This window comes from Pigmentiphaga soli (assembly GCF_039541095.1).
Classification (GTDB): domain Bacteria; phylum Pseudomonadota; class Gammaproteobacteria; order Burkholderiales; family Burkholderiaceae_B; genus Pigmentiphaga; species Pigmentiphaga soli.
Genome location: NZ_BAABFO010000040.1, coordinates 1 through 24,089, shown reverse-complemented (window position 1 = coordinate 24,089; position 24,089 = coordinate 1). Strand labels below are relative to the sequence as shown.

The window sequence follows — 24,089 nt, the reverse complement described above, 5'->3', positions numbered from 1 at the left end:
CCGAACGCGTCATCGACTGGACCAGGCAGTGGAAACAGCAGGGCCTGGAGGAAGGCCGGCAAGAGGGCCGGCAAGAAGGCCGGCTCGAAGGTGCGCAGGCTCTGCTCCAGAAGCAGTTGGCAGCGCGGTTCGGCCCCTTGCCCGATCCCGTGCGAGATCGCCTGGCGGCTGCGGATTCGGCCTTGCTGGAGGCATGGTCGATCCGTCTGCTCAGCGCCGCCAGTCTGCGGGACGTGTTCGACGCCTGATCCGGAGAGCGGCGCCGTTTCTCCGCACGGGGGCCACTGCCGGCGGCGCCCCTCAGGCCGCCGCAGCCTCCGGTGGCATCGGGTATTCGTCCGCGTTGCACACCACGCCCTTGCGCGAGAAATCCAGGCGCGGCGGCGCGAAGATGTCGACCAGCACGCCGGGCTGATCGCCGACATTGCGGCTGGTGTGGATCACCTTGGGCGGCACCACCAGCAGCGAGGGGCTGTCCATTTCGCCGGCCTCGTCGGCGCGCCACAGGGTCATGTCCGGCCCCCACGGATAGCGCAGGTGGTGCACGTAGGTGCCGCTCAGCGCGAGCGAACCCTGTTCGAAATCCACGTGGCTGTGCGGCGACAGCTTGTGCACGTCGCGCGGCACCGTGCGCTTGAGCAGCGGATTGACCATCAGCTTGCACGACCGGAAGATGCGCATATTGCTGCCTTCCTTGACGTAGTCGGCCAGCCGGTAATGGCGCAGCCTGAAGCCGCCCACCGGCTCGGGCCATGCGACGAGCGGCGCCACGTCGGGGTTGGGCGTGGCGTAGGTGGCGGCGTTGTCGGCCAGCGCCGCCAGGTCGGCGGCGTCGGCGCTGAAGATGCGGGCCACCAGGCCGCCGCCGCGGATGCGCACGCTGCTGGCGCCGGGCGGGACGATGGTCAGGCTGTCGGCGCCGGCTTCCAGCCGTTCGGCGCCGGCCTCCACGGTGGCGCCCAGGCCGGGCGTGTCCGGCAGCAGCAGGATGTATTCGTCGGGATTGTGGGCGCGGGCGAGCGTGTCGCCGTCGGCCGCGCGGGTGACCACGACCACGAAATTGGCGCCGCGCGTGACCCACGACGGGCAGCTGTCGCCGGCCAGCGGCTGCGGCGCGTGCGCGTATTGGCGCGAGAACGTGGCGATCTGGGAAGAAAGGAGCGGCATGGCTATCCTGTCAAAGAAAATATCGAATCTCAGTTGTTGACCCTGCCTAGCACGCCCCCCGCCGCATGACCCCGCTGCGACCCGGGACGCCGCGGATCCGGCTCCGCCGGTCCGCCGGCGTCGCCCCCTGGGGGGCGCGCGAAGCGCGTAAGGGGGGAGCCCCTACCCGGCGATCGCCTGCGCGGCCTGCCGCAGCAGCGTCTGGTCGGAAGAAACGATGAACCAGTCGGCGCCCTGCGCCGCGAATTCGTCGCGTTCGGCGTTGCTGCCCACGTGCATGCCGGCGATCTTGCCGGCGGCCGCGGCGGCGGCCAGCGAGTGGCGGGTGGCCTCGAGCACGCGCGGGTCGCGCGAGTTGTCGAGCCCCATCGACAGCGCCAGGTCGGCGCGGCCCACGAACAGTCCGGCCACGCCGGGCACGGCGGCGATCTCGGCGGCGGCCCGCACCGCGGGTTCGCTTTCGATCTGGCACACGATCTGGGCGTTTTCGCCGGCGCGCAGCGCTTCCTTCATGCCCAGGCTGCCGTAGCCGGCGAAGCGGGGCGAGGTCGAATAGCCGCGCGTGCCGCCGCGATGGCGGCTCATGGCCACCACCTCGCGCGCCTGCTCGGCGCTGTCGACGTGCGGCACCAGCAGGCCGGCGGCGCCGATGTCGAGCGCCGACAGGATCACGGCCGGGTTGATCTCGGCGATCCGGATGAAAACGTCGATCCCGGCGGCCCGGCCCGCCATCACCATCAGGTCGAGCGTGCCGCGGTCGAACGGCGCGTGTTCGGCGTCGACGCAGGCGAAATCCAAGCCCGTCGTACCCAGGATCTCGATTACCTGCGGCGACGCCGTCTTGACGAATGTGCCCAATTTCGTTTGTCGGGTCATTGGGAAAAACCTCCGTTCGATGTCATTTCAGTCCTACAAGCCGTCACGCGCCATCCCTGCCGCATGAACCCGCGCCGCTCCACCCAGGATGCGGCAGATCCGGCTCCGCCGGTCCGCGCGCATCGCCCCCCTGGGGGGGGCGCGAAGCGCGTAGGGGGGACCTCATCTCGGCGGTTTCTGTAGTTGCGGGCGGTTGTGGATGGCGCCCAGCTCCGCGTACAGCGGGCCCCCGAGCCGCGCGATGGGGCGCATCTTGACGCTGTCGATGTAGCGGCCGTCGAACACGTCCGACGACAGATGAAAGGCCAGCACTTCGCCGATGTACAGCGTGTTGATGCCGCGGCCCAGCGGCAGCGTGTGCGCCAGCCGGCATTCCATCTGCACCGGCGAGGCGGCCACTCGCGGCGGCTTGACGTGGCGGCTGGGCGCCAGCCCGATGCCGAGCGCCTCGGCCTCGCTCTCGTCGGGCGTGAACTCGGCGCTGCAGCCGTGCATCGTTTCCATCAGGTCGAAGGTGGCGACGTTCACCACGAACTCGCCCGTCTCGACGATGTTGCGCGCGGTGTCCTTCAGCTCCCCCTCGCGCCGGGCGATGTTGACCGCCAGCATCGGCGGGCTGTGGGCCACGAAATTGTAGGAACTGAAGGGCGCAGCGTTGACCACGCCGGCCGCGCTGCGGGTGGTGATCCACGCGATCGGGCGCGGCACCACGGCGCCGACCAGCAGCCGGTACGCGGTGGCCGTGTCGAGATCGGCGGCTTCCAGGGTGGTGTAGCTGGACGGCATGGAAGTTCAGCCCGCCTTGCGCCGGTGGCCGCCCTTCACGAAGATGCGGCGGCCGGTGTCGTGCAGCACCGCGCGCTTCTCGGCCTCGGTCAGCAGCGCGGTGGAGTCCAGCGCGCGCTGCACCATGTCCTGGTAGGTGCCCGACGAGGTGCCGATGTCGGAACCCCACATGATGCGGTCGGCGCCGTACAGGTCAACCGCCCTCCGCAGCACCTTCTCGGCCGGCACGCCCAGTTCGCGGCACAGGTCCAGGTTGATCGAGGTCCACTTGAAGTAGACGTTCTTCTCCGGCGACAGCTGTTCGTAGCGTTCGTCCAGGCCGAAATGCTCGCCTTCCTCCACTTCGGGTTCGAGCAGGTGGTCGAGCACCAGCCGCGCGTTGGGGTAGCGGCGCGCCAGCCGGATCAGGCCCGGGATCGACGGCCCGCCGCCGCCCTGGGACAGCACTTCCAGGTCCATCACCAGCCCGTATTCGTCGACCACTTCCCACGATTTCAGCGCCATCGGCGAATCGAGCCAGGGCATGCTGCCGTCGGGCTCGCGGCCGCCGAACAGGCGCAGGCCGGCCAGGCCGTGCCGCTCGATGTACTGGCGTACCAGCGGCGCCGTGGAGGCGTCTTCCGCATCGAGGATCACCACCGCCGAGAACACGTCCGGGTACTGGTCGGACGAGTCGAGGATGTAGCTGTTGTCGTAGCGGTAGACCATGCGTTTCTGCACGGCCACCGCGCCGTCCACGTTCTGCTCTTTCATCCACTGCAGCACGCGGGCCACGTCGGGCACCTCGTTGATCGGATTGGGGCCGTGGTGGCCACCGGGCTTGCCGATCACGCCGGGGGGGCGGTACGGCGCGTTGGCCGCGCGCTGCATCGGGTTGCGCGGGTATTTCTGCTGGTCGTCGGCGACCAGGTGGGCGTGCGAGTCGAACAGCAGCGGGCGCTGTCCGGCGGTAGAAGTGCTTGCATTGCTCATGGCGGTTCCGGAAAAAGGCGCGCGGCGGGCGCGCCGTGACGTTCAGTCGAGCTTGATGCCGGCGGCTTCGATCACCGCCTTCCATTTCTGCGAATCCTTGTCCATCAACGTGCGCAGCGCCGAGGGCGGGCCGACGTTGACGATACCGCCATACTGCTGCAGCTTGGCGCGTCCTTCGTCCGACGACACGATTGCGTTGATCTCGGTGTTGAGCTTGTTGACGACATCCTGCGGCGTGCCGGCCGGCCCGACCACGGCGAACCAGACGGTGGCCACCATGTCGATGCCCTGTTCCTTGGCGGTCGGAATCGACGGCAGGCCGGGGAAGCGCTGCGCCGACGTCACCGCCAGGCCGGTGAGCTTGCCGTCGGACAGGTTGGGGATCAGCGCCGTGATCGGCGCCGACAGCGCCTGGATCTCGCCGCCCAGCAGGCCCGTCATCGCCGGCACGTCGCCGCGGTACGGCGCGGTGGTGAGCCTGACGCCGGTGGCCATGCTCAGCTGCTCCAGCGCCAGGTGGCCGATGGTGCCGTTGCCGGGCTGGCCCACCGTGTAGTGGCGCGGATCGGCCTTGGCCTGCTGCACGAAAGTCTTCAGGTCCTTGGCCGGCACGCGCGGGTTGCTGGCGATGACCAGCGGGATCTCGCACACCAGCGCGATGGGCGCCAGGTCCTTTTCGGAGTCGAACGGCATCGACTTGTACAGATACTTGTTGTTCACCAGCGGGCCCGACGTCGACAGCGCGATGGTGTAGCCGTCGGGCGCGGCCTTGGCGACCGCGTCGGTGCCGATGTTGCCGGCGGCGCCGGTGCGGTTGTCGACCACGAAGGTCTGCCCGAGCTTGTCGCCCAGCTTCTGGGCGATGTAGCGCGCCACCACGTCGGTGCTGCCGCCGGCCGGGAAGGGCACGACCATCCGCACGGGGCGGGCGGGCCAGGCGCCCTGGCCCATGGCGGGGCCTGCCAGGCCGGCGGCCAGGGTGGCGGCCAGCGCGATGGGGAAGTATCGGCGTTGCATAAGTCTCCTGCTGCTGCGGTGTCTATGACTGCGATGTTTATGGTTGCGCCGCCTGCGCGCGCGCCTCGCCCATGCGTTGCAGGATCTGCGGCAGGCGCGACTGCGCGCGCTCGCGCAGGCGGTCGTAGGTGCTTTCGCCGTGGGCGTCGATCGCCACGGTGGCCGGGCCCAGCGCTTCCACGTCGAGCGTGAGCAGCCGGAATTGCGAGATGTATTCGTTCCAGTGCGAACTGCGCACGCCGCGCAGCCCTTGCGACAGCAGCGGGCAGCCGCCGCCGAGGAAAGACAGATAGGCGCAGCCGCAGTCGCGCATGGCCTGCACGCTGGCTTCGCCCAGGCCGCCCTTGCCGCCCGTCAGCCGCAGGCCGAGGCCGCGGATGATGTCGGGCATCCACGCTTCGTAGCGGGTGCTGGTGGTCGGGTTGAGATAGAGCGGCACCGGCCCGCCGGCCTGTTCGCGCACATAGGTGCTCAGCTGGAAGAAGCCGCCGCCCTCCAGGTCGATCGGCAGCGGCGCGCCGCCGCGCGCGGCCTCGGCCATGCGCTTGTGGGTCGGGATGCCGATGCTGACGGTGATCGCGCCGCTCAGGGTGACCATGTCGCCCACGCGCAGCGCGCGCACCTGCGATTCCTTCAGCGGCAGCGTCAATGCGTGGAGCCGGCTCATGATCGCCTCAGTCGTCCAGGTTTTCCACGCGGCCGTCGCCATGGATGCGGGCGGCGGTGCGGCGGTTGATCCAGCAGTTGAAACAGACCGCCACCGGCACGAAGCCGTGGCTGGCCGAATAATCGACGTTGACCGCCATCGCGCTGCAATCGCCGCCGGTGCCCATGGCGCCGAAGCCCATCTGGTTGATGGCCGCCAGCAGGCGCGCTTCCATGCCGGCCAGCAGCGCATCGGGCTGCGGCCTGCCGCGCGGCCGCAGCATCGCTTCCTTGGCCAGCCGCGCGGCCTGGTCGAAGGTGCCGCCGATGCCCACGCCCACCACGATCGGCAGACAGGGCTGCGAGCCCGCGCGCAGCACGACCTCGAGCACGTATTTCTCGACGTCTTCCACGGTCGGGTAGACGAAGCATTCCATGGCTTCCCAGCGGCCGGTGCCCATGGCCTTCGGGGCACAGACGATGTCGACGTAGTCGGCGCCGTCGATCAGGTCGAAGCTGACCACCGGCACGTCCTTGCCCGCATGGCTGCGTTCGTGGGTGAGCGGATGCGTGACCATCTTCAGCAGAGGCGGATCCATGGTGGCCGCCAGCTCGGCGAAGCCGTCGGCGATGGCCTGGCGCACCGGGCCGTCGAACTGCACGCGGGTGCCGATCTTCACGCTGTAGGTGGGCAGCCCGACGTCGCTGCAGACCAGGCGGCCGCTGCTGGCGGCCAGGTCGGCGCTGTCGAGCATGATGGCGAAGGTACGGCGCGCGGTGGCGTCGGACTCGTCCCGGTGCGCCTGGCCGAGGAAGGCGCGCGTGTCGCGCGGGATGCCCTTCAGCGAGCGTTCGTACAACGACGCCGTGACGGCCTTGATGACGGAACTGTCGATGGGCATGTTATGGGGATTCGCTTCGTCTCCTGCCGGCAAGAATGCGCCCCGCCTCGGTGGCTTTCAAGGCGAATTTTTTCGTTTTTCAAACAGTGAAAAAGAGGGAAGGGGCGCCGCGGCGCCCCGGCTCAGGCGTACAGCCCGGCCTGCCGCGCGCGCTGGCAGGCCAGCGCGAACACGGCCCCGGTCATCGGCATGGGATGGCCGAGCAGGGCGGCGCATTCGAGCGGCGCGCCGACGATGCCGTCCAGCTCGACGCCGCGGCCGGCTTCGAGGTCTTGCAGCATCGAAGTCTTGATGGCGCCGAGCCGGCTGGTCTGGGCGATGCGCTCGGCCGGATCGATGTCGATCGCCAGCCCCAGCGCGCGGCCCAGTCCGATGCATTCGGTCATCATCCGCGTCATCAGTTCGCGCACGGGCGGATCGCCCACCAGCCGGTCGGTGGTGGCGCAGGTGAGCAGGCTCAGCGGGTTGACGCAGACGTTGCCGAGCAGCTTGAGCCAGATCTCGCGCCGGATGTCGTCGGCGGCGACCGCGCCCAGCCCCGCGTGCGCCAGCACGTCGGCCCACAGGCGGGCCCGTTCGCTGACGCCGCCGCCGGGCTCGCCCAGCGCCAGCCGGGCGCCGCTGCTGTGTACCACCGACCCGGGCGCCGGCGTGTGGCAGGACGCGAAGATCGTGCCGCCCAGCACATGGGGCAGCGGCAGCGCGCGCTCGATGGCGCCGTCCGGATCGGCGCGCGCCAGGCGCATGCCCGACAGCGGCTGGCCCGGCACCTGCAGGTACCACCATGGCAGGCCGTTGATGACGGGCAGCACGGCGGTGCCGGGGCCGAGCAGCGGCCCCAGTCCGGGGGCCAGCGCCGGCAGCGACTGCCCCTTGACGGCGATGACGACGAGTTCCTGCGCGCCCATCTCCTGCGCCGAACCGACCGCCCGCAGCGGTATCCGCCATTCGTCGCCGCCGCTGCGGTAATGCAGGCCGCCGCGCCGGATGGCATCGAGCGTGGCGCCGCGCGCCAGCACGCTGACGTCGTGGCCGGCCAGCGCCAGCCTGGCCGCGACGTGGCCGCCGATGGCGCCGGCGCCGACGATGCCGATGCGGCGGGAAGCGGGGCGGGGGCTGTTCATTGCGATGTCTCCTTTGTACGGCTTCGCATCTTGGGCCACCTGCCGCCGCGGCGGCAAGCGCTATCGGCGCTGCGCGTCGATCGACCGCTGCAGCGCGTCCAGCAGCCGCATCGACGGCACGACCGAATGGATGTCGCATTCCGGCGTGCGGCCCTGCGCGATGGCGTCGACGAATTCGCGGTCCTGCAGTTCGAAGGCGTTGCCCGCCAGCGGCACGGCATTGCCCTGCGCGTCCTTGAGTTCGTCGCGCCAGGCGTGGAAGGTGCCCTGTTCGCCGATGTAGCGATAGAAGCCCCCGAACGGTCCTTCGTTGTTGAACGACAGCGCCATCGTCACCAGCGTGCCGTCGCGCCGCGAGCGCATCGCGATGCTCATGTCCATCGGGATGCCCAGTTCGGGATGGTCGGGGCCGGCCTGCGCATAGCTGGCGAAATCGGCATCGCCCAGCAGCCAGGCGGCCAGGTCGACCGAATGGCAGGCGTGGTGCCACAGCAGGTTGTCGACCCACGAGCGCGGCTGGCCCAGCATGTTCAGGTTGGTGCGGCGCATGAAGTAGGTTTCCACCACCAGGTGGTACAGCTTGAAATCGCCGGCCCGCATGCGGTCGCGCAGATGGCGGTGGGGCGGCCCGAAGCGGCGGCTGTGGCAGGCCATCATGGTGACGCCGGTGTCGCGCTGCGTCTGCGCCAGGCGTTCGGAGTCGGCCAGCGACAGGGCCACCGGGATCTCGATCAGCACGTGCTTGCCGGCACGGGCGGCGGCGGCCGCGTGATCGGCATGCATGCCGGACGGCGTGGCCACCACCACGGCGTCGACGTCGGGCCGGGCGATGGCCTCGTCGAACGAGAGGGTGTGGAAGGGGATGCGCCATTTGTCGGCGAAGGCCCGGCCGGCCCCGGCCTCGCCGGCGACGACGGCGGCCAGCCGGACGCCGGGCAGGGAAGACAGTACGCGTGCATGGCTTGCGCCCATCGCGCCCTCGCCGGCGATACAGATACCCAAGGTCTTGGAAGTCAAAGGATGCTCCGGTGGATGCGTTGACGTATCCGGACGCCGGCGCGCGGGCGCGGCCTTCCGCCATGGGAAAGATTAGCAGCCGCGCCGTCTTGCTAAGGTCTTATATAAGATATAAGACAGTTGCGCCGCTGCCATCATCGTCCTACAATCGCGCCGAGCCGTTCTTTCCCCTACCAACATGGGACACGTCCATGCTTGAATCCTACCGCCAACACGTCGCCGAGCGCGCTGCGCTGGGCGTCCCCCCGCTGCCGCTGTCGGCCCAGCAGACCGCCGACCTGGTCGCTCTGCTGAAGAACCCGCCCGCCGGCGAAGAACAATTCCTGGTCGACCTGATCACCCACCGCGTGCCCGCCGGCGTCGACGACGCCGCCAAGGTCAAGGCCGCGTGGCTGGCCGCCGTCGCCCAGGGCCGCGAAACCTCGCCGCTGATCGACCGCGCCAAGGCCACCGAGCTGCTGGGCACCATGCTGGGCGGCTACAACATCGGCCCGCTGATCCAGCTGCTGGACGATGCCGAGGTCGGCAAGATCGCCGCCGAAGGCCTGAAGTTCACGCTGCTGATGTTCGACCAGTTCCACGACGTGCAGGAGAAGGCCGAGCAGGGCAACGCCAACGCCAAGGCCGTGCTGCAGAGCTGGGCCGACGCCGAGTGGTTCACCAGCCGCCCCGAAGTGCCGCAAAGCCTCACCGTCACGGTGTTCAAGGTCACCGGCGAAACCAATACCGACGACCTTTCGCCCGCCCCCGACGCCTGGAGCCGCCCCGACATCCCGCTGCACGCGCAGGCCATGCTGAAGAACCCGCGCCCCGGCATCGAGCCGCAGGAGCCCGGCAAGGTCGGCCCGATCAAGCTGATCGAAGAACTCAAGGCCAAGGGCCACCAGGTCGCCTACGTGGGCGACGTGGTCGGCACCGGTTCGTCGCGCAAGTCGGCCACCAACTCGGTGCTGTGGTTCACCGGGCAGGACATCCCCTTCGTGCCCAACAAGCGCTTCGGCGGCGTCTGTCTGGGGGGCAAGATCGCCCCGATCTTCTACAACACGATGGAAGATGCCGGCGCGCTGCCGATCGAGCTCGACGTCTCGAAGATGAACATGGGCGACGTGATCGAGCTGCGCCCGTACGAAGGCAAGGTGCTGAAGGACGGCGAGGTGATCGCCGAATTCCAGCTCAAGTCCGACGTGCTGTTCGACGAAGTGCGCGCCGGCGGCCGCATCCCGCTGATCATCGGCCGCGGCCTGACCGCCAAGGCGCGCGAGGCCCTGGGCCTGGCGCCGTCCACGCTGTTCCGCCTGCCCCACAACCCGGCCGACACCGGCAGGGGCTACACCCTGGCGCAGAAAATCGTCGGCCGCGCCTGCGGCCTGCCGGAAGGCAAGGGCATCCGCCCGGGCACCTACTGCGAGCCGCGCATGACCTCGGTCGGCAGCCAGGACACCACCGGCCCGATGACGCGCGACGAGCTGAAGGACCTGGCCTGCCTGGGCTTTTCGTCCGACCTGGTGATGCAGTCGTTCTGCCACACCGCCGCCTATCCGAAGCCGGTCGACGTCAAGACCCACCACACGCTGCCCGCCTTCATCAGCACCCGCGGCGGCATCTCGCTGCGCCCGGGCGACGGCGTGATCCACTCGTGGCTGAACCGCATGCTGCTGCCCGACACCGTCGGCACCGGCGGCGATTCGCACACCCGCTTCCCGATCGGCATCAGCTTCCCGGCCGGCTCGGGCCTGGTCGCCTTCGCCGCGGCCACCGGCGTGATGCCGCTCGACATGCCGGAATCGGTGCTGGTGCGCTTCAAGGGCAAGCTGCAGCCCGGCGTCACGCTGCGCGACCTGGTCAACGCCATTCCCTACTACGCCATCAAGCAGGGCCTGCTGACGGTCGAAAAGCAGGGCAAGAAGAACGTCTTCTCGGGCCGCATCCTGGAAATCGAAGGCCTGCCCGACCTGAAGATCGAACAGGCGTTCGAGCTGTCCGACGCCTCGGCCGAGCGCTCGGCGGCCGGCTGCACGGTGCGGCTGAACAAGGAACCGATCATCGAATACCTCAACAGCAACGTCACGCTGCTGAAGTGGATGATCGCCAACGGCTATGAAGACCAGCGCTCGCTGGCGCGCCGCGTCAAGGCGATGGAAGCCTGGCTGGCCGACCCCAAGCTGCTGGAACCCGATGCCGACGCCGAATACGCCGCCGTGATCGAGATCGACCTGGCCGACGTGCACGAGCCGCTGGTGGCCTGCCCGAACGACCCGGACGACGTCAAGACGCTGTCGGACGTGGCCGGCGCCAAGATCGACGAGGTGTTCATCGGCAGCTGCATGACCAACATCGGCCACTTCCGCGCGGCGTCCAAGCTGCTGGAAGGCAAGCGCGACATCCCGGTCAAGCTGTGGATGGCGCCGCCCACCAAGATGGACCAGATGCAGCTGACCGAAGAAGGCCACTACGGCGTGCTCGGCTCGGCCGGCGCCCGCATGGAAATGCCGGGCTGCTCGCTGTGCATGGGCAACCAGGCGCAGGTGCGCGAGGGCGCCACGGTCATCTCCACCAGCACCCGCAACTTCCCGAACCGGCTCGGCAAGAACACCAACGTCTACCTCGGCTCGGCCGAGCTGGCCGCCATCGCCTCGCGCCTGGGCCGCCTGCCGACCAAGGAAGAGTACATGGCCGAGGCCGGCGTGCTGGCCGCCAACGAGAAGCAGATCTACCGCTACATGAATTTCGACCAGATTCCTGACTTCAAGGAAATGGCCGATTCGGTGCAGTAGCAGGCCCACTCCTGACGGCCTGCGGCCGTGCCCCTCAAGGGGCAGCGCTGGCGGACCGGAAGGGAAGCCCACCCCTGACGGCCTGCGGCCGCGCCCCTCAAGGGGCAGCGCTGGCGGACCGGCAAAGCCGGATCCGCTGCGCCCCGGGGTCGTTTTAATCTGGTCCCAGGCGGTAGCCGATGCTGGTCAGCAGCAGCGTATCGCTCTTCTTCACGCCCGGCAGCGGATTGCTCTGATAGCGGTTCGAGAGCGTGAGCTTCAGCTCGATCCGCCGGGTGATCGATGTCGTCACCCCGGCATCGAACTGGATGCGATACTCGCCGCCGTCGCTCACGTTGGGATAGACCGCGAAGCGCTGGTGCAAAGACGAAGTCTCAGTCAGCTTGTGGTTCGATTCCTCGCCCAGCAGCACCTCGAGCGAGTTGCGCGTTTCGGTGGTGAATTTTTCCCGGTTGTACGACAAGCCGCTGAAGAGATCGAACAGCGTGTTCTCGTTCTTGATGACGTGGTAGCCGGCGCCGCCGGCCAGCACGGTGCGCAGGTCCAGCTCTTGCAGCTTGTCGTGTTCGGCGTCGAGAGAGCCGAAGGCGAAGACGCGGCCGGTCAGGTCGCGATCGTATTTGCCGCCCAGGCGCAGCAGGTTGGCGGTTTCATCGCTGACGCCGTTGTCCTTCTTGGTGCCGTATAGCGAGGTGAGATAGAAATTCAGGCGGTCGTCCTGGGTGGCCCGGCCGGCGTTGGCGTCGACGTTGACGCTGGTCGCATCGGTGTTGCCCTTGGCGAAGCTGAGGCCGGCATTGACGGCGCCGCGCCAGGCGCCGTCGGGCTTCATCGGCGCCTGCGCCCAGGCGTGGCTGCAGGCGAGCAGGGCGGCGGCGGAAACGAGGTGACGGGTCTTGGTCATCGATAGAGCTCTCCTTGGTATGGGTGGCGGAAAGGCCACACCTTAGCGTATCTCTCCGCTGCGGCGCAGCATGCTTAGCCGACCCATACATCTGTTACTCGCATGACTATTGGCCTAACGGGCCGCCGATCCCGCCGGCAGGACGCCGCCGCGCCGCCACCCGCGGCCCCGGGGAAGCGCCGGGCCGGGATGCGGCGGCGGTACACTTGCGCTATCTCATCACAGCGGCTGCCCCGCCTCACGATGGCTTCCTTTCCTCAGCAGGCCGACATCGCCGTGGTCGGCACCGGCATCGTCGGCCTGGCCTGCGCGCTGGCGCTGGCGCGGACCGGCCAGCGCGTCGCGCTGCTCGGCCCGAAGGCCCCGCTGCCGCCGGCCGGCGACGTTTTCGATCCGCGCGTCTATGCCCTGTCGGTCGCCAGCCGCGACCTGCTGGCCGAACTGGGCGTGTGGGACACGCTGCCTGCCGATCGCCTGGCCGAAGTCCGCGCGATGGAGATCGCCGGCGACGGCCCGGCGCCCGGTCCGCTGCGCATGCCGGCCGGCCACCTGCACCTGTCGGCCTGGCAGGGCGGCTACGACTGCCTGGCCTGGATCGCCGAGTCGACCGAACTGGAGCGGGTGCTGCGGCAGGCGGTGCAATGGTCCGGCGTGCCGTGGCTGGCCGACACGCTGGCCGGCCGCGAAGCCGATGCCGGCGGGCAATCGGTGCTGCTGACCGCTGGCGGCCAGCGGCTGGCGTGCCGGCTGGCGGTGGCCGCCGACGGCGCCCGTTCGCCGTTGCGCGCGGCCGCGGGCATCGCGATGCGGCGCCGCGACTACGACACGATCGCGCTGGTCATGCATTTCACGGCCGAACTGCCGCACCAGGGGCGGGCCTGCCAGTGGTTCACCGGCGACGGCGTGCTGGCGCTGCTGCCGATGCCCGACGTCGCCGGCGCGCCCCAGGTGTCGATGGTGTGGTCGATGCCGACCGCCCGCGCGCGCGCGCTGCTCGACCTGCCGGCCGACGGCCAGGCCGCCGCGGTGCCCGAGCTGCTGGCGCAGGCCACCGGCCTGCGCTTCGGCGCGCTGGCCGCGCGCGGGCCGCTGCTGGGCTTTCCGCTCGCGCTGCAGACCGTCTCGCGCCTGACCGACGGCGCCGGCGTGGCGCTGGTGGGCGACGCCGCGCACCTGGTGCACCCGCTGGCCGGACAGGGGCTCAACCTCGGCCTGGGCGACGTGCGCGCGCTGGCGCGGGCCGTCGCCGGCCGCGAAACTTACAGGCAGGTGAACGATGCTCGCGTGCTGCGCCGCTACGAACGCGAGCGGGCCGAGCCGCTGCTGGCCATGCGCGCCGTCACCGACGGCCTGCAGCGCCTGTTCGGCAGCCATGCGCCGCCGGTGGCGTGGCTGCGCAATGCTGGCATGAACGCCATAGACCGGCTACCCTTGCTCAAACGGGCGCTGATCGACGGCGCCTCGGGGCGATGAACGTCCGGGCGCGGCCGCGCGGCGGCGTCCGGCAGCGACAGGAGATGCAATGAAAAACCGATGGATTTCGCTGGCGCTGGGCGCCGTGCTGGGCCTGGCGGCGTTGTCGTCGTGGGGGCAGCCGGCTACCGCGCCGGCCATGTCGCCGGCCGAACAGAACGTGCGCAAGCTGTTCGTGCAGCGCTTCGGCAACGTCGACATCGACGGCGTGTCCCGCACGCCCTACGGCCTGTACGAGGTCCGCCTGGGCACCACCCTGCTGTACACCGACGACAAGGTCAGCTACGTGCTCAACGGCAATCTGATCGACGCCGCCAGCAAGAAGAACGTCACGCGCGAGCGGATGGAGCAGTTGCTGGCGGTCAAGTTCGACGAGCTGCCGCTGAACCTGGCCGTCAAGCAGGTGCGCGGCGACGGTTCGCGGCGCATGGCGGTGTTCGAGGACCCGAACTGCGGCTACTGCAAGCAGCTGCGGCACTCGCTGCAGGACGTCTCCAACGTCACGATCTACACCTTCCTGTATCCCATCCTGGCGCCCGATTCGTCCACCAAGGCGCGCGACGTCTGGTGTTCGTCCAACCCCGGCCAGGCCTGGGACGACTGGATGCTCAACGGCAAGACGCCGCCGTCGGGCAATTGCAATGCGCCGCTGGAGGCCGTGCTGGCGCTGGGCAAGAAGCTGAACGTGACCGGCACGCCCACCATCTTCTTCGGCGACGACAGCCGCGTCAGCGGCGCGATCCCGGCCGCCCAGCTCAGGGCGCGGCTGGATTCGATGAGCAAGAAGAGCTGAGGCCCGCAACCCCGGGCCCGCCTGCTACACGCGGCGCAGCCCGTCGGCGTCCAGGATGCGGATCAGCTTGCCCTGCACGTCGATCAGCTTCTCTTTCTGGAATTTCGACAGCATCCGGCTGACGGTTTCCAGCTTCAGGCCCAGGAAGCTGCCCATTTCCTCGCGCGTCATGCGCAGGTTGAACTCGGTGCCCGAGAAGCGCCGCGCCTGCAGGCGCTGCGAGATGTTCAGCAGGAAGGCCGACACCCGCTCTTCGGCGCACATGCTGCCCAGCAGCATCATCAGGCCCGACTCGCGGATGATCTCGCCGCTCATCAGCCGGTGCACGTGGCGCTGCATCGGCCGCAGCTCGCGGCACAGCGACTCCAGCACGCGGAACGGGATGATGCACAGCACGCTGTCTTCAAGCGCGATCGCGTCGCAGGTGTGCTGTTCGTTGCAGATGCCGTCCATGCCCAGCGGCTCGCCCACGATGTGGAAGCCGGTGATCTGTTCGCGCCCGTCGCGCAGCGTGACCACGGTCTTGAACGAACCGGCCTTGATCGCGTAGATGCTCTGGAACGGGTCGCCGGTGCGGTACAGCACTTCGCCGCGGCGTACCTTGCGCGAGGTCAGGATCAGCTCGTCGAGCCGCGCGAAGTCTTCCTCCGACATGCCGCAGGGCATGCAGACGTTGCGCATCGCGCAGCTGGAACAATTGACGCTGCCGTGCCGCACGGCTTCGCGCTGCGGCGGGGCGGCGGCGGGCATCGGGGCGACGGAAATCGGCATCATGACGAGGCTCCTGGGTGGCCGGCCGACCGCGCCTCGGCCATCTGCCGGATGGTGTCGCGGACCCGGCCGAACTCGGTCGATTTATCGAAGAAGAAGCGGGCGCCTTCCTGCAGGCATTGCCTGCGGAACTGGGCGTCGGCGTAGTTGGTCAGCACGATCGGCACGATGGCCCGTCCGCTGGCCGAGATGTTGCGCAAGACGTTGATCCCGCTGCCGTCGCGCAGCTGCATGTCGACGATGGCGACGTCGGCATGGTTGGATTCCAGCTGCCGGGCTTCGTCCTGGGTGGCGGCGGTGCCGATCACCTGCACGCCCGGGATCGCGCCCAGCAGCGTGGACAGCCGCTGGCAGATCAACGGCGAGTCGTCGACCAGGAAGACTTTCAGCGAGGAAGGAGAGGCGATCGCTTGCATGGCCACAGTATCGGCCGGCCGCCGTCCGCGCGAAATCAGGCGCTACGGAAAATCGCGTAAGGAGAGCGGCGGCCCGTGTAAGAAAATCCTGACAAGCGCGACGACGATTCGCCCCTCCAAGCCGCCCTCATCCAGGATGCGGCGGATCCGGCTCCGCCGGTCCGCCCGCATCGCCCCCTGGGGGGCGCGCGAAGCGCGTAGGGGGGGGGGTCAAAACCCTTTGGTCAAATCCCTTCTTCGAACAGCTTGTGCCGGATCGCGTAGCGCACCAGCGCCGCGTCGCTCTGCAACTGCATTTTCTCGAGGATGCGCATCTTGTAGGTGCTGACCGTCTTGCTGCTGACCGACAGCTCGCGGGCGATGTCGCCCAGTGGCTGGCCGTCGACCAGCCGGCGGAACACGTCGAATTCGCGGTCCGACAGCCGCTCGTGCGGCAGCCGGTCGGCGGCGCCCGTCAGGCCGCGGGCGAACTGCTCGGCCATCGCCAGGCTCACGTATACGCCGCCGGCGGCGACCTTGGCCACGGCCGCCACCAGTTCCTTGGTGGCGCTTTCCTTGGTCAGGTAGCCCGAGGCGCCGGCGGCGAAGGCGCGCTTGGCGTACTGTTCCTCGGCGTGCATGGTCAGCACCAGCACCTTCAGCCCCGGCTGTTCTTCCTTGATCTGGCGGATGAGTTCCAGGCCGTTGCGGCCCGGCATCGACAGGTCCAGCAGCAGCACCGACGCCGGGCATTCGCGCGCCAGGCGGATCGCGCCGGCGCCGTCGGCCGCCTCGCCCGCCACTTCGAAGCCTTCCGCGCCGGACAGGATGTGGCGCAGGCCGTCGCGCACCAGCGCGTGGTCGTCGGCGATCAGGACGCGGATCATGGCGCGGCTCCGGCCGGTTCCGGCTGCACCAGCACGGCCGCCAGCGGCAGGTCCACCTGCAGCCGGAATCCGCGCCCCGGCACGCTGTCGATCGTCACGCGGCCGTCGAGCATCCGCGCGCGCTCGCGCACCCCCAGCAGGCCGAACGACTTGCGGCCGGGCACGGCCTCGGCCGGCATGCCGCGGCCGTCGTCGGCGATGCGGACGACGAAGCGCTCGCCCTCGCGCAGCACTTCCAGCCAGACCTGGGTCGCATTCGCGTGCCGCGCCACGTTGGTCAGCCCCTCCTGCACGATGCGGAAGATCGCGGTGGCGGCCTCCGGCCGGAACGGCACGGGCCCGACGTCGAGTTCGGCATCGACCCGCAGCCGGTAGCGCTGCGTGAAGTCGTTGACCAGCCATTCCACCGCCGGCGCGAGGCCCAGGTCGTCGAGCATCACCGGCCGCAGGTCGGCGGCGATGCGGCGCACCGAGGCCACGGTGGCGTCGAGCAGTTCGTACATGCCCTTCAGGTGCGACAGCAGCGGGCCGCGCTCGGTGCCGGCCTGCAATTCGTCTTCGAGGATGGTGACGTCCATCTTCAGCGCCGTCAGCTGCTGGCCGAGGTCGTCGTGCAGTTCGCGCGCGATGCGGGTCTTCTCGTCCTCGCGCGCGGCCTGGATGCTGCCGGACAGCAGGCGCAGCTCCTCGCGCGAGGCGCGCAGCGCGTCTTCGGCCTCCACCCGCGCGGTGATGTCGCGCAGCATGACGGTATACAGCCGCCGGCCGCCTTCCTGGTACTGGGAGATCGAGGCCTCGATCGGGAATTCGGTGCCGTTGGCGCGCAGCGCGTACAGGCGCCGCTGCTTGCCCATCTGCCGTTCCGACACGCCGGTGCGGCCGAAGCGTTCGACGTCTTCCTTGTGGCCGGCGCGGTAGCGTTCGGGGATGAAGCGGTCGAGCGCGGCGCCCGTGGCCTCGGCGGCGCTGCACAGGAACAGCTTCTCGGCCATGGGGTTGAACAGCACGACGCGCTGGGCGTCGTCGACCACGATGATGGCTTCCATCGCCGAGCGGATGATGCCGTCCAGCCGCGCGGCGTTGCGCCGTTCGCGGCTTTGCGCGTCGAGCGCCGCGCTGGCCGCCGCCGCCCGCGTGCGGCGCATCGCCAGCGCCGACCAGAACAGCAGCACCGCCGCCGCGATGCCGGCCGCCACCACCGCCAGCAGCCCCGCGCGGACCAGCCAGGCCGTATCGGCGGCGGCCAGGTGCGGCGCCAGCGCGCGCCAGGTCACGCCGCCGGCGGCGATCGAAATCAGCAACGAAGCGCCGGCCGCGATCATCGGCCAGGAGACGGCCCGCCGGCCCTGCGGCGCCGGCGGCGAAACGGATGAGGAAATGCGCATAGCGCGCATTCTGCGCGGTTTACCATGTATGCGCCACCCAGCCCGGGGTGGGCTACCGCCACCGGCGGCGGCGCGCGTAGCTGTCGAAGACCCGGCACAAGGCGCCCAGCACCAGCAGGCCGTCGCCCACGGCCTCGATGGCGTCGGCCGCGCAATCGATCAGGCCGCTGCGCTCGAACGGCGTCAGTTCGGCCAGTTCGCGGGCGAAGTAGCGGCCGAAATCCACGCCGTGGCCGTCCTCGATCGCGCCGATGTCGATGAACTGGTTGCAGGCCAGCGACTGGATCACCGCCCGCCGCAGCAGGTCGTCGCCCGTCAGGCGCAGCCCGCGCTCGGCTGGCAGGTGGCCCTGGCGCAGGGCGTCGAAATAGGCCGCCTCGGTGCGCTGGTTCTCGTAATAGACGGCGCCCAGCGAGCCGACCGCCGCCGGGCCGAGCGCCAGCGTGCTGGCGCCGGGCAGCGCCGACATGCCGTACGGCGTGAGCGTGGCGCAGCCCAGGCGCTGCGCGACGGCGACCGGGTCGTCGGGCTGCGCGTAGTAGTCGGGCCCCACCCGCACGTAGCCGGCGGTCTCCAGGCGATCGGCTATGTGCCGCAGCACCGTCATCCGCGCGCGCGCCGCGGCTGCCGCGGCGCGCCCCGCGGTGCCCGGGGCGGTGTCCGTTTCCCGCAGCAGGACGCGCTGCGGCCGGAACGCCGCCATCGCGTCGAGCCGGAGCGTCAGTTCGTCGAGCGGTTGCCAGGCGCCGCCGTATTCCAGCGCGATGCCGATCGACGCTTCCGGCGCGGCGCGGCGCACCGTGGCGGCCAGCGCCAGGCCGCGCGGACGGGGCGTTTCCGCGGGCGCGCCGCCGTCGTCCGCGCCGCGCCCCGGATGGACCGGGGCGAAGCCGATGTTGACGTCGAGCGCGACGATGGCCGACAGCCAGGACAGCGTCTCGGCCACCCCGGGCGACACGCAGGCCGGGTCGAGCGCGACCGTCGTGCGGGCGCCGGCCGTCCAGCGGAAGCCCGACGACAGCGTATCGAGCAGGCGCTCGAACTGGTCCACCTGCAGCCAGCCGGCCGCCTCGGAACAGTGGATCTCGCCGATCTCGCGCTGCGCCCGGCCGCGCTTGCGGTACAGCCTGGCCTCTTCGTGCAGCGCCCGCAGCCAGGCGTCGGCGCGGGAAGGCTCGCCGGCCGTGGCCGGCACGCGCACCGATACCGACATCGACCGCTGCGGCTCGATCAGCAGGATGGTGTCGAGCCACCGCTCCAGCTCCTCCGGCCCGAAGGCCTCCACGAACCATTCCCGCGCGGGGTAGGTCAGGTAGCGCGGCGCGCTCTGGTGCAGGAGGGGCGCCGCAGAGTGGTTCAGTGCGTTCATGTCGTCCAGCGGCGCCCGGCGCCGAGCGGAGTCCGCAACATGCTGGAGCCGGCGTCCGCCGGCGCCGCCCTCGATGTCAGGCCGGTTCATCGCCGGCTTCCCGCGACGGCACCAGCAGCACCGGGCAGGCGGCCAGCCGCACCGTGCGCTCGGCCACGCTGCCCAGCATCAGGCGCTGGAAGCCGCGCCGGCCGTGGGTGCCGAGCACCAGCAGGTCGGCGCCGTCGGCGGCCGCTGTACGGACGATGGTCTGCGCCACGTCGTCCACGCCTTCGGTCTCGACCACGCGTGGCGTGCCCGCCACGTTCTTCGCCTTCATCAGTTCGGCGGCCTTGGCGGTGACCTGCGCGCCTTCTTCCAGGAGAGCGTCGCGGATCGATGTCGGGTCGTACATCGGCACTTCGTAGTACAGGACAGGCATGGCGACGACGTACAGCGGCTCGAGGGCCGCCCCCAGCGCGGCGGCCATGCCGACGGCGGCGTCGAGCGCGCGCAGGGAGGTATCGCTGCCGTCCAGCGCGACGAGGATTCGTTGATACATGGCTTGGCTCCGGTGATGCCGCGCCGGGGCGCGGCTCTTGAAGGCAATCTACGCGCCGCCGGGAATAGCGCCATTGATCTGGGTCAACGGATGGGACGGCCGGGAAAACACCGCATATCCATATGCGAAAAGAGGCTTTGACGCCTTTTGGGCGCGGTTCGTAGCATGGCCTCCTCAATCACATTTCGGTCGGCTTTCATGTCATCCATATTCCTTCAAGAAATAAGCGAATTCGGCGCGCGGCTGCGCTCCGCGCTGCTGGCGGGGGTCGTGGCGGCCGTCGTCCCGGCCGCCTCCGCCCTGGCGCAGTCCGCGATCCCCACCGACGTGCCCAAGGGCACCAAGCTGGTCGTGGCCGACCAGCGGCAAAACCTGCAGGTGCTGTTCCAGGCTTCCGGGCAGCAGAAGAAGCTGGCCTCCGACGTCACCTTCGCCGACTTCCGCGGCGGCCCCGCCATCCTCGAGGCCTTCCGCGGCGGCGCGCTCGACCTGGCGACGGTGGGCGACGCGCCGCCTATCCAGGCGCACGCGGCCGGCGTCAAGCTGCCCATCGTCGCGGCGCGGCTGTCCACCAAGCCCCAGTACCAGGTCGCGCTGCGCCCCGGCCTGAAGATCACCAGGCTGCAGGAATTGAAGGGCAAGCGCATCGCCTACGCCGAAGGCACGGCGGTGCAGACCTTCGTGCTGTCGGCGCTGAAGAAGGCTGGCCTGAGCAAGAAGGACGTCACGCTGGTGCCGCTGCGCATCGTCGACTTCTCCGACGCGCTGCGCAGCGGCGAGGTCGACGTCGCCACGCTGAACGAGCCGCCGTTCTCGCACTACATCAAGAACAACCAGGCGCAGGGCGCCGGCGCGCTGCCGGCCAGCGAACTGCAAGGCCTGCCCACCTACCTGGGCTATCTGTACGCCAGCGACGCCGCGCTGAAGAACCCCGCCAAGGCGGCCGCCATCCGCGACTTCATCACGCGCTGGATCCAGGCCGTCAACTGGGCCCAGGCCAACCGCGACCAATGGATCGACGCCTACTTCGTCAAGAGCCAGAAGCTCTCCGCCGAGAACGGCCGCCTGATCACCGAGTCGGAAGGCGATTTCTCCTTCCCGCTGCTCAGCAGCCTGGTCGGCCGCCAGCAGCAGATCATCGACCTGATCCACCAGGCCGGAGAGCTGCCCAAGCGCCTGGACGCCAAGGAAGAGTTCGATTTCCGCTTCGATCAGGTAATTGACGCTGCGAATAGGTAGCCCACCCCTACGCGCTTCGCGCGCCCCTCGAAGGGCGGCACCGGCGGACGGCGTAGCCGGATCCGCGGTGCCCTGGATGGGGCAGCGCAGCGCGTACTACGGAGAACTGATATGGCCTACGAACAAAAGCTGGACACGCTGGCGCTGAGCGACGGCCAGCCGCGCGCCGGCGCCGCGCCCGCCGCGCGCCGCACGGGCGGCAGCCGCTTCGCGCCGGGCCAGTCGCTGCGCGGCAGCATCCTGGTCGGCCCGCTCGCGGTGCTGCTGCTGTGGCAGATCGCGTCCATGACCGGGCTGCTGCCGGAGCGCCTGCTGGCCGCGCCGTCCACGGCGATCGCCACCGGCTTCGACCTGGCCTCCGACGGCACGCTGTGGCGGCACCTGCTGGCGTCGGCGCAGCGCGCCTATGCCGGGCTGCTGCTGGGCGTCGTGCTGGGCGTGGCGCTGGCGCTGGTGTCCGGCCTGACGCGCGCCGGCGAGGCCTCGATCGACGGCCTGGTGCAGGTCAAGCGGGCGGTGCCGACGCTGGCGCTGATCCCGCTGGCCATCCTGTGGCTGGGCATCGGCGAGGCGATGAAGGTCACCATCATCACGGCCGCCGTGTTGGTGCCGGTGTACATCAACACCCACGCGGCCCTGCGCGGCATCGACCTGCGCTACATCGAACTGGCGCGCACCGTCGGCCTGACCTATCCCGAATTCCTGCGGCGCGTCGCGCTGCCCGGGGCGCTGCCCGGCTTCTTCACCGGCCTGCGGCTGGCCGTGACGACCTGCTGGACCTCGCTGGTCGTGCTCGAACAGATCGCCACCAGCGAAGGCATCGGCTACCTGATGAACCGCGCGCGCGACTACGGGCAGACCGACGTGATCGTGGTCGGCCTCATCATCTACGCCGCGCTCGGCCTGGCCTCCGACGCGCTGGTGCGGCTGTGGGAACGGCGCGCGCTGTCGTATCGCAAGGTGCTCGGAACATGAACGCAGCGGCCCATTTCTCAGAAGACCGCAAGCCGGCACGCGGCGGCGACGTCTGCGTCAGGAGCCTGGTGCGGAACTTCGGCAACCGCGCCGTGCTCGACGGCATTTCGCTCGATATCGCGGCCGGCGAATTCGTCGCGCTGATCGGCAAGAGCGGGTCCGGCAAGAGCACGCTGCTGCGCGCGCTGGCGGGCATCGACGACAGCGTGGCGGGCGGCGGGACGATCCGGGTGCCCGACAACCTGTCGGTGCTGTTCCAGGATTCGCGCCTGCTGCCGTGGGAAACCGTGCTGCAGAACATCACCATCGGCGTGCGCGAGCCCGATGCCCGCGAGCGAGGGGTGGCGGTGCTGGCCGACGTCGGGCTGGCCGGCCGCGAGAACGCCTGGCCGAACGCGCTGTCGGGCGGCGAGCAGCAGCGCGTGGCGCTGGCCCGTTCGCTGGTGCGCAATCCCTCGCTGCTGCTGGCCGACGAGCCGTTCGGCGCGCTGGACGCGCTCACCCGCATCAAGATGCACGAGCTGCTGTTCCGGCTGGTCGAAATCCACCGCCCCACGGTGCTGCTGGTCACGCACGACGTGGACGAGGCGCTGGTGCTGGCCGACCGCGTGCTGGTCATGGACGAGGGCCGGATCGCGGTCGACCGCCGCATCGACCTGCCCCATCCGCGCGGCAAGTCGTCGGCGGCCTTCGAAGCCCTGCGCGCCGAACTCCTGGAAGCCCTGGGCGTCGTCGTCAACGTCTGAGCTGCCCTCATCCAGGATGCGGCGGATCCGTCTCCGCCGGTCCGCTCGCATCGCCCCTTGAGGGGCGCGCGAAGCGCGTAGGGGCGGGCTTATCTGGCCGCCGCGGGCGCTCCTTCTCCCTTCGGCCACAGCACCCACATGCGGCTGGGCTGCTTCATCCTGCCGGCCTGTTCGCCGGCCTGTTCGCCGTAGCCGAAGAAGAAGTCGGCCCGCGCCGGACCCTTGATCGCCGTGCCGGTGTCCTGCGCCAGCACCAGGCGGTCCATCGCCTGGCGCCCGCCGGGCTGGGTGGTGGCCAGGAAGGCCGGGCTGCCCAGCGGCACCACGGCCGGATCGACCGCGATCGAGCGGCGCGCCGTCAGCGGCAGGCCGAACGCGCCGCGCGGCCCTTCCCCGGGGTCGGCGATCGGCTCTTCGCGGAAGAACACCACCGCCGGGTTGGCGTCGAGCATTTCCTTGACGCGGCCCGGATTGCGCCGCGCCCAGGTCTTGATCCCTTGCATCGACGCCTCCGACAGCGGCAGCTCGCCCTTGTCGACCAGCCATTTGCCGATCGACACGTAGGGACGGCCGTTGTGGTCGGCGTAGGCCAGGCGGATGACGGCGCCCTGGCCCGGCCCGCTGTCGATGCTGGCGCGGCCGGTGCCCTGCACCTGCAGGAAAAAGGCGTCGACCGGGTCGTCGACCCAGACGATGGCCGGCGGCTGGCGCTCCGGCCGGTCGATGTCGGCGCGGGTGTCGTAAGGCACCACGCGACGGCCGTCGAGCTTGCCGCGCACCCGCTTGCCCGCCAGCTCGGGATACAGCGAGCCGAGATCGATGGTCAGCAGGTCGGGCGGCACGGCATACAGCGGCCATTGGTAGGCGCCGCCGCGCACGCGCGAGGCGTGCACCAAAGGCTCGTAGTAGCCGGTGGCGATCGAGGAGGCCTGTTCGGCGCCGGCGCCGCGCACCGCCCACGGCTCCAGCCACTGCTCGAAGAACGCGCGCGCCTGGGCGGCGGTGGGGGCCGGCAGGTCGCGTGTCGCGGTGCACACCTTCTGCCAGGCATAGGCGTCGACCGTGGGGGGCGCGGCGGTGGCGGCCGGGCGGCCGGTGCGCAGCAGGATCGCGCGGCAGTTTTCCACGAAGCCGCGCCAGGCGCCTTCGAGGTCGTCGTCGCGCCAGCCGGGCAGGCTGCGCCAGCTGGAGCGGATGTACAGCTTGCCAAGATCCGTGGCGCGGTAGCCCGCCGGCCGCGAGACGGGCGCCGGCCAGATGCGCACGGGCGGCGGCGCTCCGGCGGCCGCCGGCCCGGGCGGCTGCGGTTCCGGCGCGGCCGGGGCCGGCTG

Annotated in this window: 24 protein-coding genes; 7 read left to right on the top strand and 17 right to left on the bottom strand. The window is 70.1% G+C overall.

All coding sequences use genetic code 11. The features are described from left to right. The coding region (locus tag ABD927_RS23855; protein ID WP_345252389.1) for a DUF4351 domain-containing protein at nt 1-248 on the top strand (248 nt) is incomplete at its 5' end. Nucleotides 249-300: 52 nt separating this feature from the next. Here ABD927_RS23855 and ABD927_RS23850 read toward each other — a convergent pair. The 9 genes from ABD927_RS23850 to ABD927_RS23810 all read right to left on the bottom strand — a co-directional run bounded on the left by ABD927_RS23850 (nt 301) and on the right by ABD927_RS23810 (nt 8,506). Next, a complete protein-coding gene (locus ABD927_RS23850; protein ID WP_345252388.1) occupies nt 301-1,167 on the bottom strand; it encodes a cupin domain-containing protein in 867 nt (288 codons plus the stop codon). A 162-nt stretch (nt 1,168-1,329) separates the two neighbouring features. Next, nucleotides 1,330-2,043 (bottom strand): HpcH/HpaI aldolase family protein, encoded by a 714-nt coding sequence (locus ABD927_RS23845; protein WP_345252387.1) that lies wholly within the window; start codon nt 2,041-2,043, stop codon nt 1,330-1,332. Nucleotides 2,044-2,205: 162 nt separating this feature from the next. Then, on the bottom strand, nt 2,206-2,829 hold the full coding sequence (locus ABD927_RS23840; RefSeq protein WP_345252386.1) for a flavin reductase family protein: 624 nt from the start codon (nt 2,827-2,829) through the stop codon (nt 2,206-2,208). A 6-nt stretch (nt 2,830-2,835) separates the two neighbouring features. After that, on the bottom strand, nt 2,836-3,801 hold the full coding sequence (locus ABD927_RS23835; protein ID WP_345252385.1) for an amidohydrolase family protein: 966 nt from the start codon (nt 3,799-3,801) through the stop codon (nt 2,836-2,838). A gap of 42 nt (nt 3,802-3,843) precedes the next feature. After that, a complete protein-coding gene (locus tag ABD927_RS23830) occupies nt 3,844-4,818 on the bottom strand; it encodes a Bug family tripartite tricarboxylate transporter substrate binding protein (protein ID WP_345252384.1) in 975 nt (324 codons plus the stop codon). 37 nt (nt 4,819-4,855) lie between these two features. Then, nucleotides 4,856-5,485 (bottom strand): fumarate hydratase C-terminal domain-containing protein, encoded by a 630-nt coding sequence (locus ABD927_RS23825; RefSeq protein WP_345252383.1) that lies wholly within the window; start codon nt 5,483-5,485, stop codon nt 4,856-4,858. Nucleotides 5,486-5,492: 7 nt separating this feature from the next. Then, complete coding sequence (locus tag ABD927_RS23820; RefSeq protein WP_345252382.1) at nt 5,493-6,365, bottom strand: fumarate hydratase; 873 nt, start codon at nt 6,363-6,365, stop codon at nt 5,493-5,495. Between the two features lie 122 nt (nt 6,366-6,487). Continuing rightward, nucleotides 6,488-7,489 carry a ketopantoate reductase family protein gene (locus tag ABD927_RS23815; RefSeq protein WP_345252381.1) on the bottom strand — a complete coding sequence of 334 codons (1,002 nt, stop codon included), beginning with the start codon at nt 7,487-7,489 and terminating at the stop codon, nt 6,488-6,490. 60 nt (nt 7,490-7,549) lie between these two features. Continuing rightward, nucleotides 7,550-8,506, bottom strand: coding sequence for a Gfo/Idh/MocA family oxidoreductase (locus ABD927_RS23810; protein ID WP_345252380.1), 957 nt, complete (start codon nt 8,504-8,506; stop codon nt 7,550-7,552). A gap of 191 nt (nt 8,507-8,697) precedes the next feature. On the opposite strand from ABD927_RS23810, the gene acnB reads away from it, so the two are divergent. Continuing rightward, nucleotides 8,698-11,280 carry a bifunctional aconitate hydratase 2/2-methylisocitrate dehydratase gene (acnB, locus tag ABD927_RS23805; RefSeq protein ID WP_345252379.1) on the top strand — a complete coding sequence of 861 codons (2,583 nt, stop codon included), beginning with the start codon at nt 8,698-8,700 and terminating at the stop codon, nt 11,278-11,280. 154 nt (nt 11,281-11,434) lie between these two features. On the opposite strand, the gene ABD927_RS23800 is transcribed toward acnB, so the two are convergent. Continuing rightward, complete coding sequence (locus ABD927_RS23800) at nt 11,435-12,184, bottom strand: DUF481 domain-containing protein (protein WP_345252378.1); 750 nt, start codon at nt 12,182-12,184, stop codon at nt 11,435-11,437. A 243-nt stretch (nt 12,185-12,427) separates the two neighbouring features. Here ABD927_RS23800 and ABD927_RS23795 point away from each other — a divergent pair, with 243 nt between their 5' ends. Together ABD927_RS23795 and ABD927_RS23790 are read left to right on the top strand one after the other, a co-directional pair. Then, nucleotides 12,428-13,657: an FAD-dependent monooxygenase gene (locus ABD927_RS23795; RefSeq protein ID WP_345252377.1), complete on the top strand. Its 1,230-nt coding sequence runs from the start codon at nt 12,428-12,430 to the stop codon at nt 13,655-13,657. Between the two features lie 49 nt (nt 13,658-13,706). Then, entirely contained in the window at nt 13,707-14,450 is a 744-nt protein-coding gene (locus ABD927_RS23790) for a DsbC family protein (RefSeq protein WP_345252376.1), read from the top strand. Between the two features lie 24 nt (nt 14,451-14,474). On the opposite strand, the gene fnr is transcribed toward ABD927_RS23790, so the two are convergent. The 6 genes from fnr to ABD927_RS23760 form a co-directional block, all read right to left on the bottom strand. After that, nucleotides 14,475-15,224 carry a fumarate/nitrate reduction transcriptional regulator Fnr gene (gene fnr / locus ABD927_RS23785; RefSeq protein WP_425570354.1) on the bottom strand — a complete coding sequence of 250 codons (750 nt, stop codon included), beginning with the start codon at nt 15,222-15,224 and terminating at the stop codon, nt 14,475-14,477. Continuing rightward, complete coding sequence (locus ABD927_RS23780) at nt 15,221-15,637, bottom strand: response regulator (protein WP_345252375.1); 417 nt, start codon at nt 15,635-15,637, stop codon at nt 15,221-15,223. The genes fnr and ABD927_RS23780 overlap by 4 nt, the downstream gene beginning before the upstream one ends. A gap of 224 nt (nt 15,638-15,861) precedes the next feature. Continuing rightward, the gene (locus tag ABD927_RS23775; RefSeq protein ID WP_345252374.1) at nt 15,862-16,503 is read right to left on the bottom strand and encodes a response regulator; all 642 of its coding nucleotides are present in this window, start codon (nt 16,501-16,503) and stop codon (nt 15,862-15,864) included. Further along, the gene (locus ABD927_RS23770; RefSeq protein ID WP_345252373.1) at nt 16,500-17,888 is read right to left on the bottom strand and encodes a PAS domain-containing sensor histidine kinase; all 1,389 of its coding nucleotides are present in this window, start codon (nt 17,886-17,888) and stop codon (nt 16,500-16,502) included. Before ABD927_RS23770 ends, ABD927_RS23775 begins: the two co-directional genes overlap by 4 nt. A gap of 52 nt (nt 17,889-17,940) precedes the next feature. After that, on the bottom strand, nt 17,941-19,257 hold the full coding sequence (locus ABD927_RS23765; RefSeq protein ID WP_345252372.1) for an oxygen-independent coproporphyrinogen III oxidase: 1,317 nt from the start codon (nt 19,255-19,257) through the stop codon (nt 17,941-17,943). 76 nt (nt 19,258-19,333) lie between these two features. Then, a complete protein-coding gene (locus ABD927_RS23760; protein WP_345252371.1) occupies nt 19,334-19,798 on the bottom strand; it encodes a universal stress protein in 465 nt (154 codons plus the stop codon). 198 nt (nt 19,799-19,996) lie between these two features. Here ABD927_RS23760 and ABD927_RS23755 point away from each other — a divergent pair, with 198 nt between their 5' ends. The 3 genes from ABD927_RS23755 to ABD927_RS23745 all read left to right on the top strand — a co-directional run bounded on the left by ABD927_RS23755 (nt 19,997) and on the right by ABD927_RS23745 (nt 22,758). Further along, nucleotides 19,997-21,037 carry an ABC transporter substrate-binding protein gene (locus tag ABD927_RS23755; protein ID WP_345252370.1) on the top strand — a complete coding sequence of 347 codons (1,041 nt, stop codon included), beginning with the start codon at nt 19,997-19,999 and terminating at the stop codon, nt 21,035-21,037. 111 nt (nt 21,038-21,148) lie between these two features. Further along, the gene (locus ABD927_RS23750) at nt 21,149-22,012 is read left to right on the top strand and encodes an ABC transporter permease (protein ID WP_345252369.1); all 864 of its coding nucleotides are present in this window, start codon (nt 21,149-21,151) and stop codon (nt 22,010-22,012) included. Beyond that, nucleotides 22,009-22,758 (top strand): ABC transporter ATP-binding protein, encoded by a 750-nt coding sequence (locus ABD927_RS23745; protein WP_345252368.1) that lies wholly within the window; start codon nt 22,009-22,011, stop codon nt 22,756-22,758. Before ABD927_RS23750 ends, ABD927_RS23745 begins: the two co-directional genes overlap by 4 nt. An 89-nt stretch (nt 22,759-22,847) precedes the next feature. Here the strand turns inward: ABD927_RS23745 and mltA are convergent. After that, nucleotides 22,848-24,089 (bottom strand): murein transglycosylase A (gene mltA / locus ABD927_RS23740; RefSeq protein WP_345252367.1); only part of this gene is annotated, 1,242 nt, incomplete at its 5' end.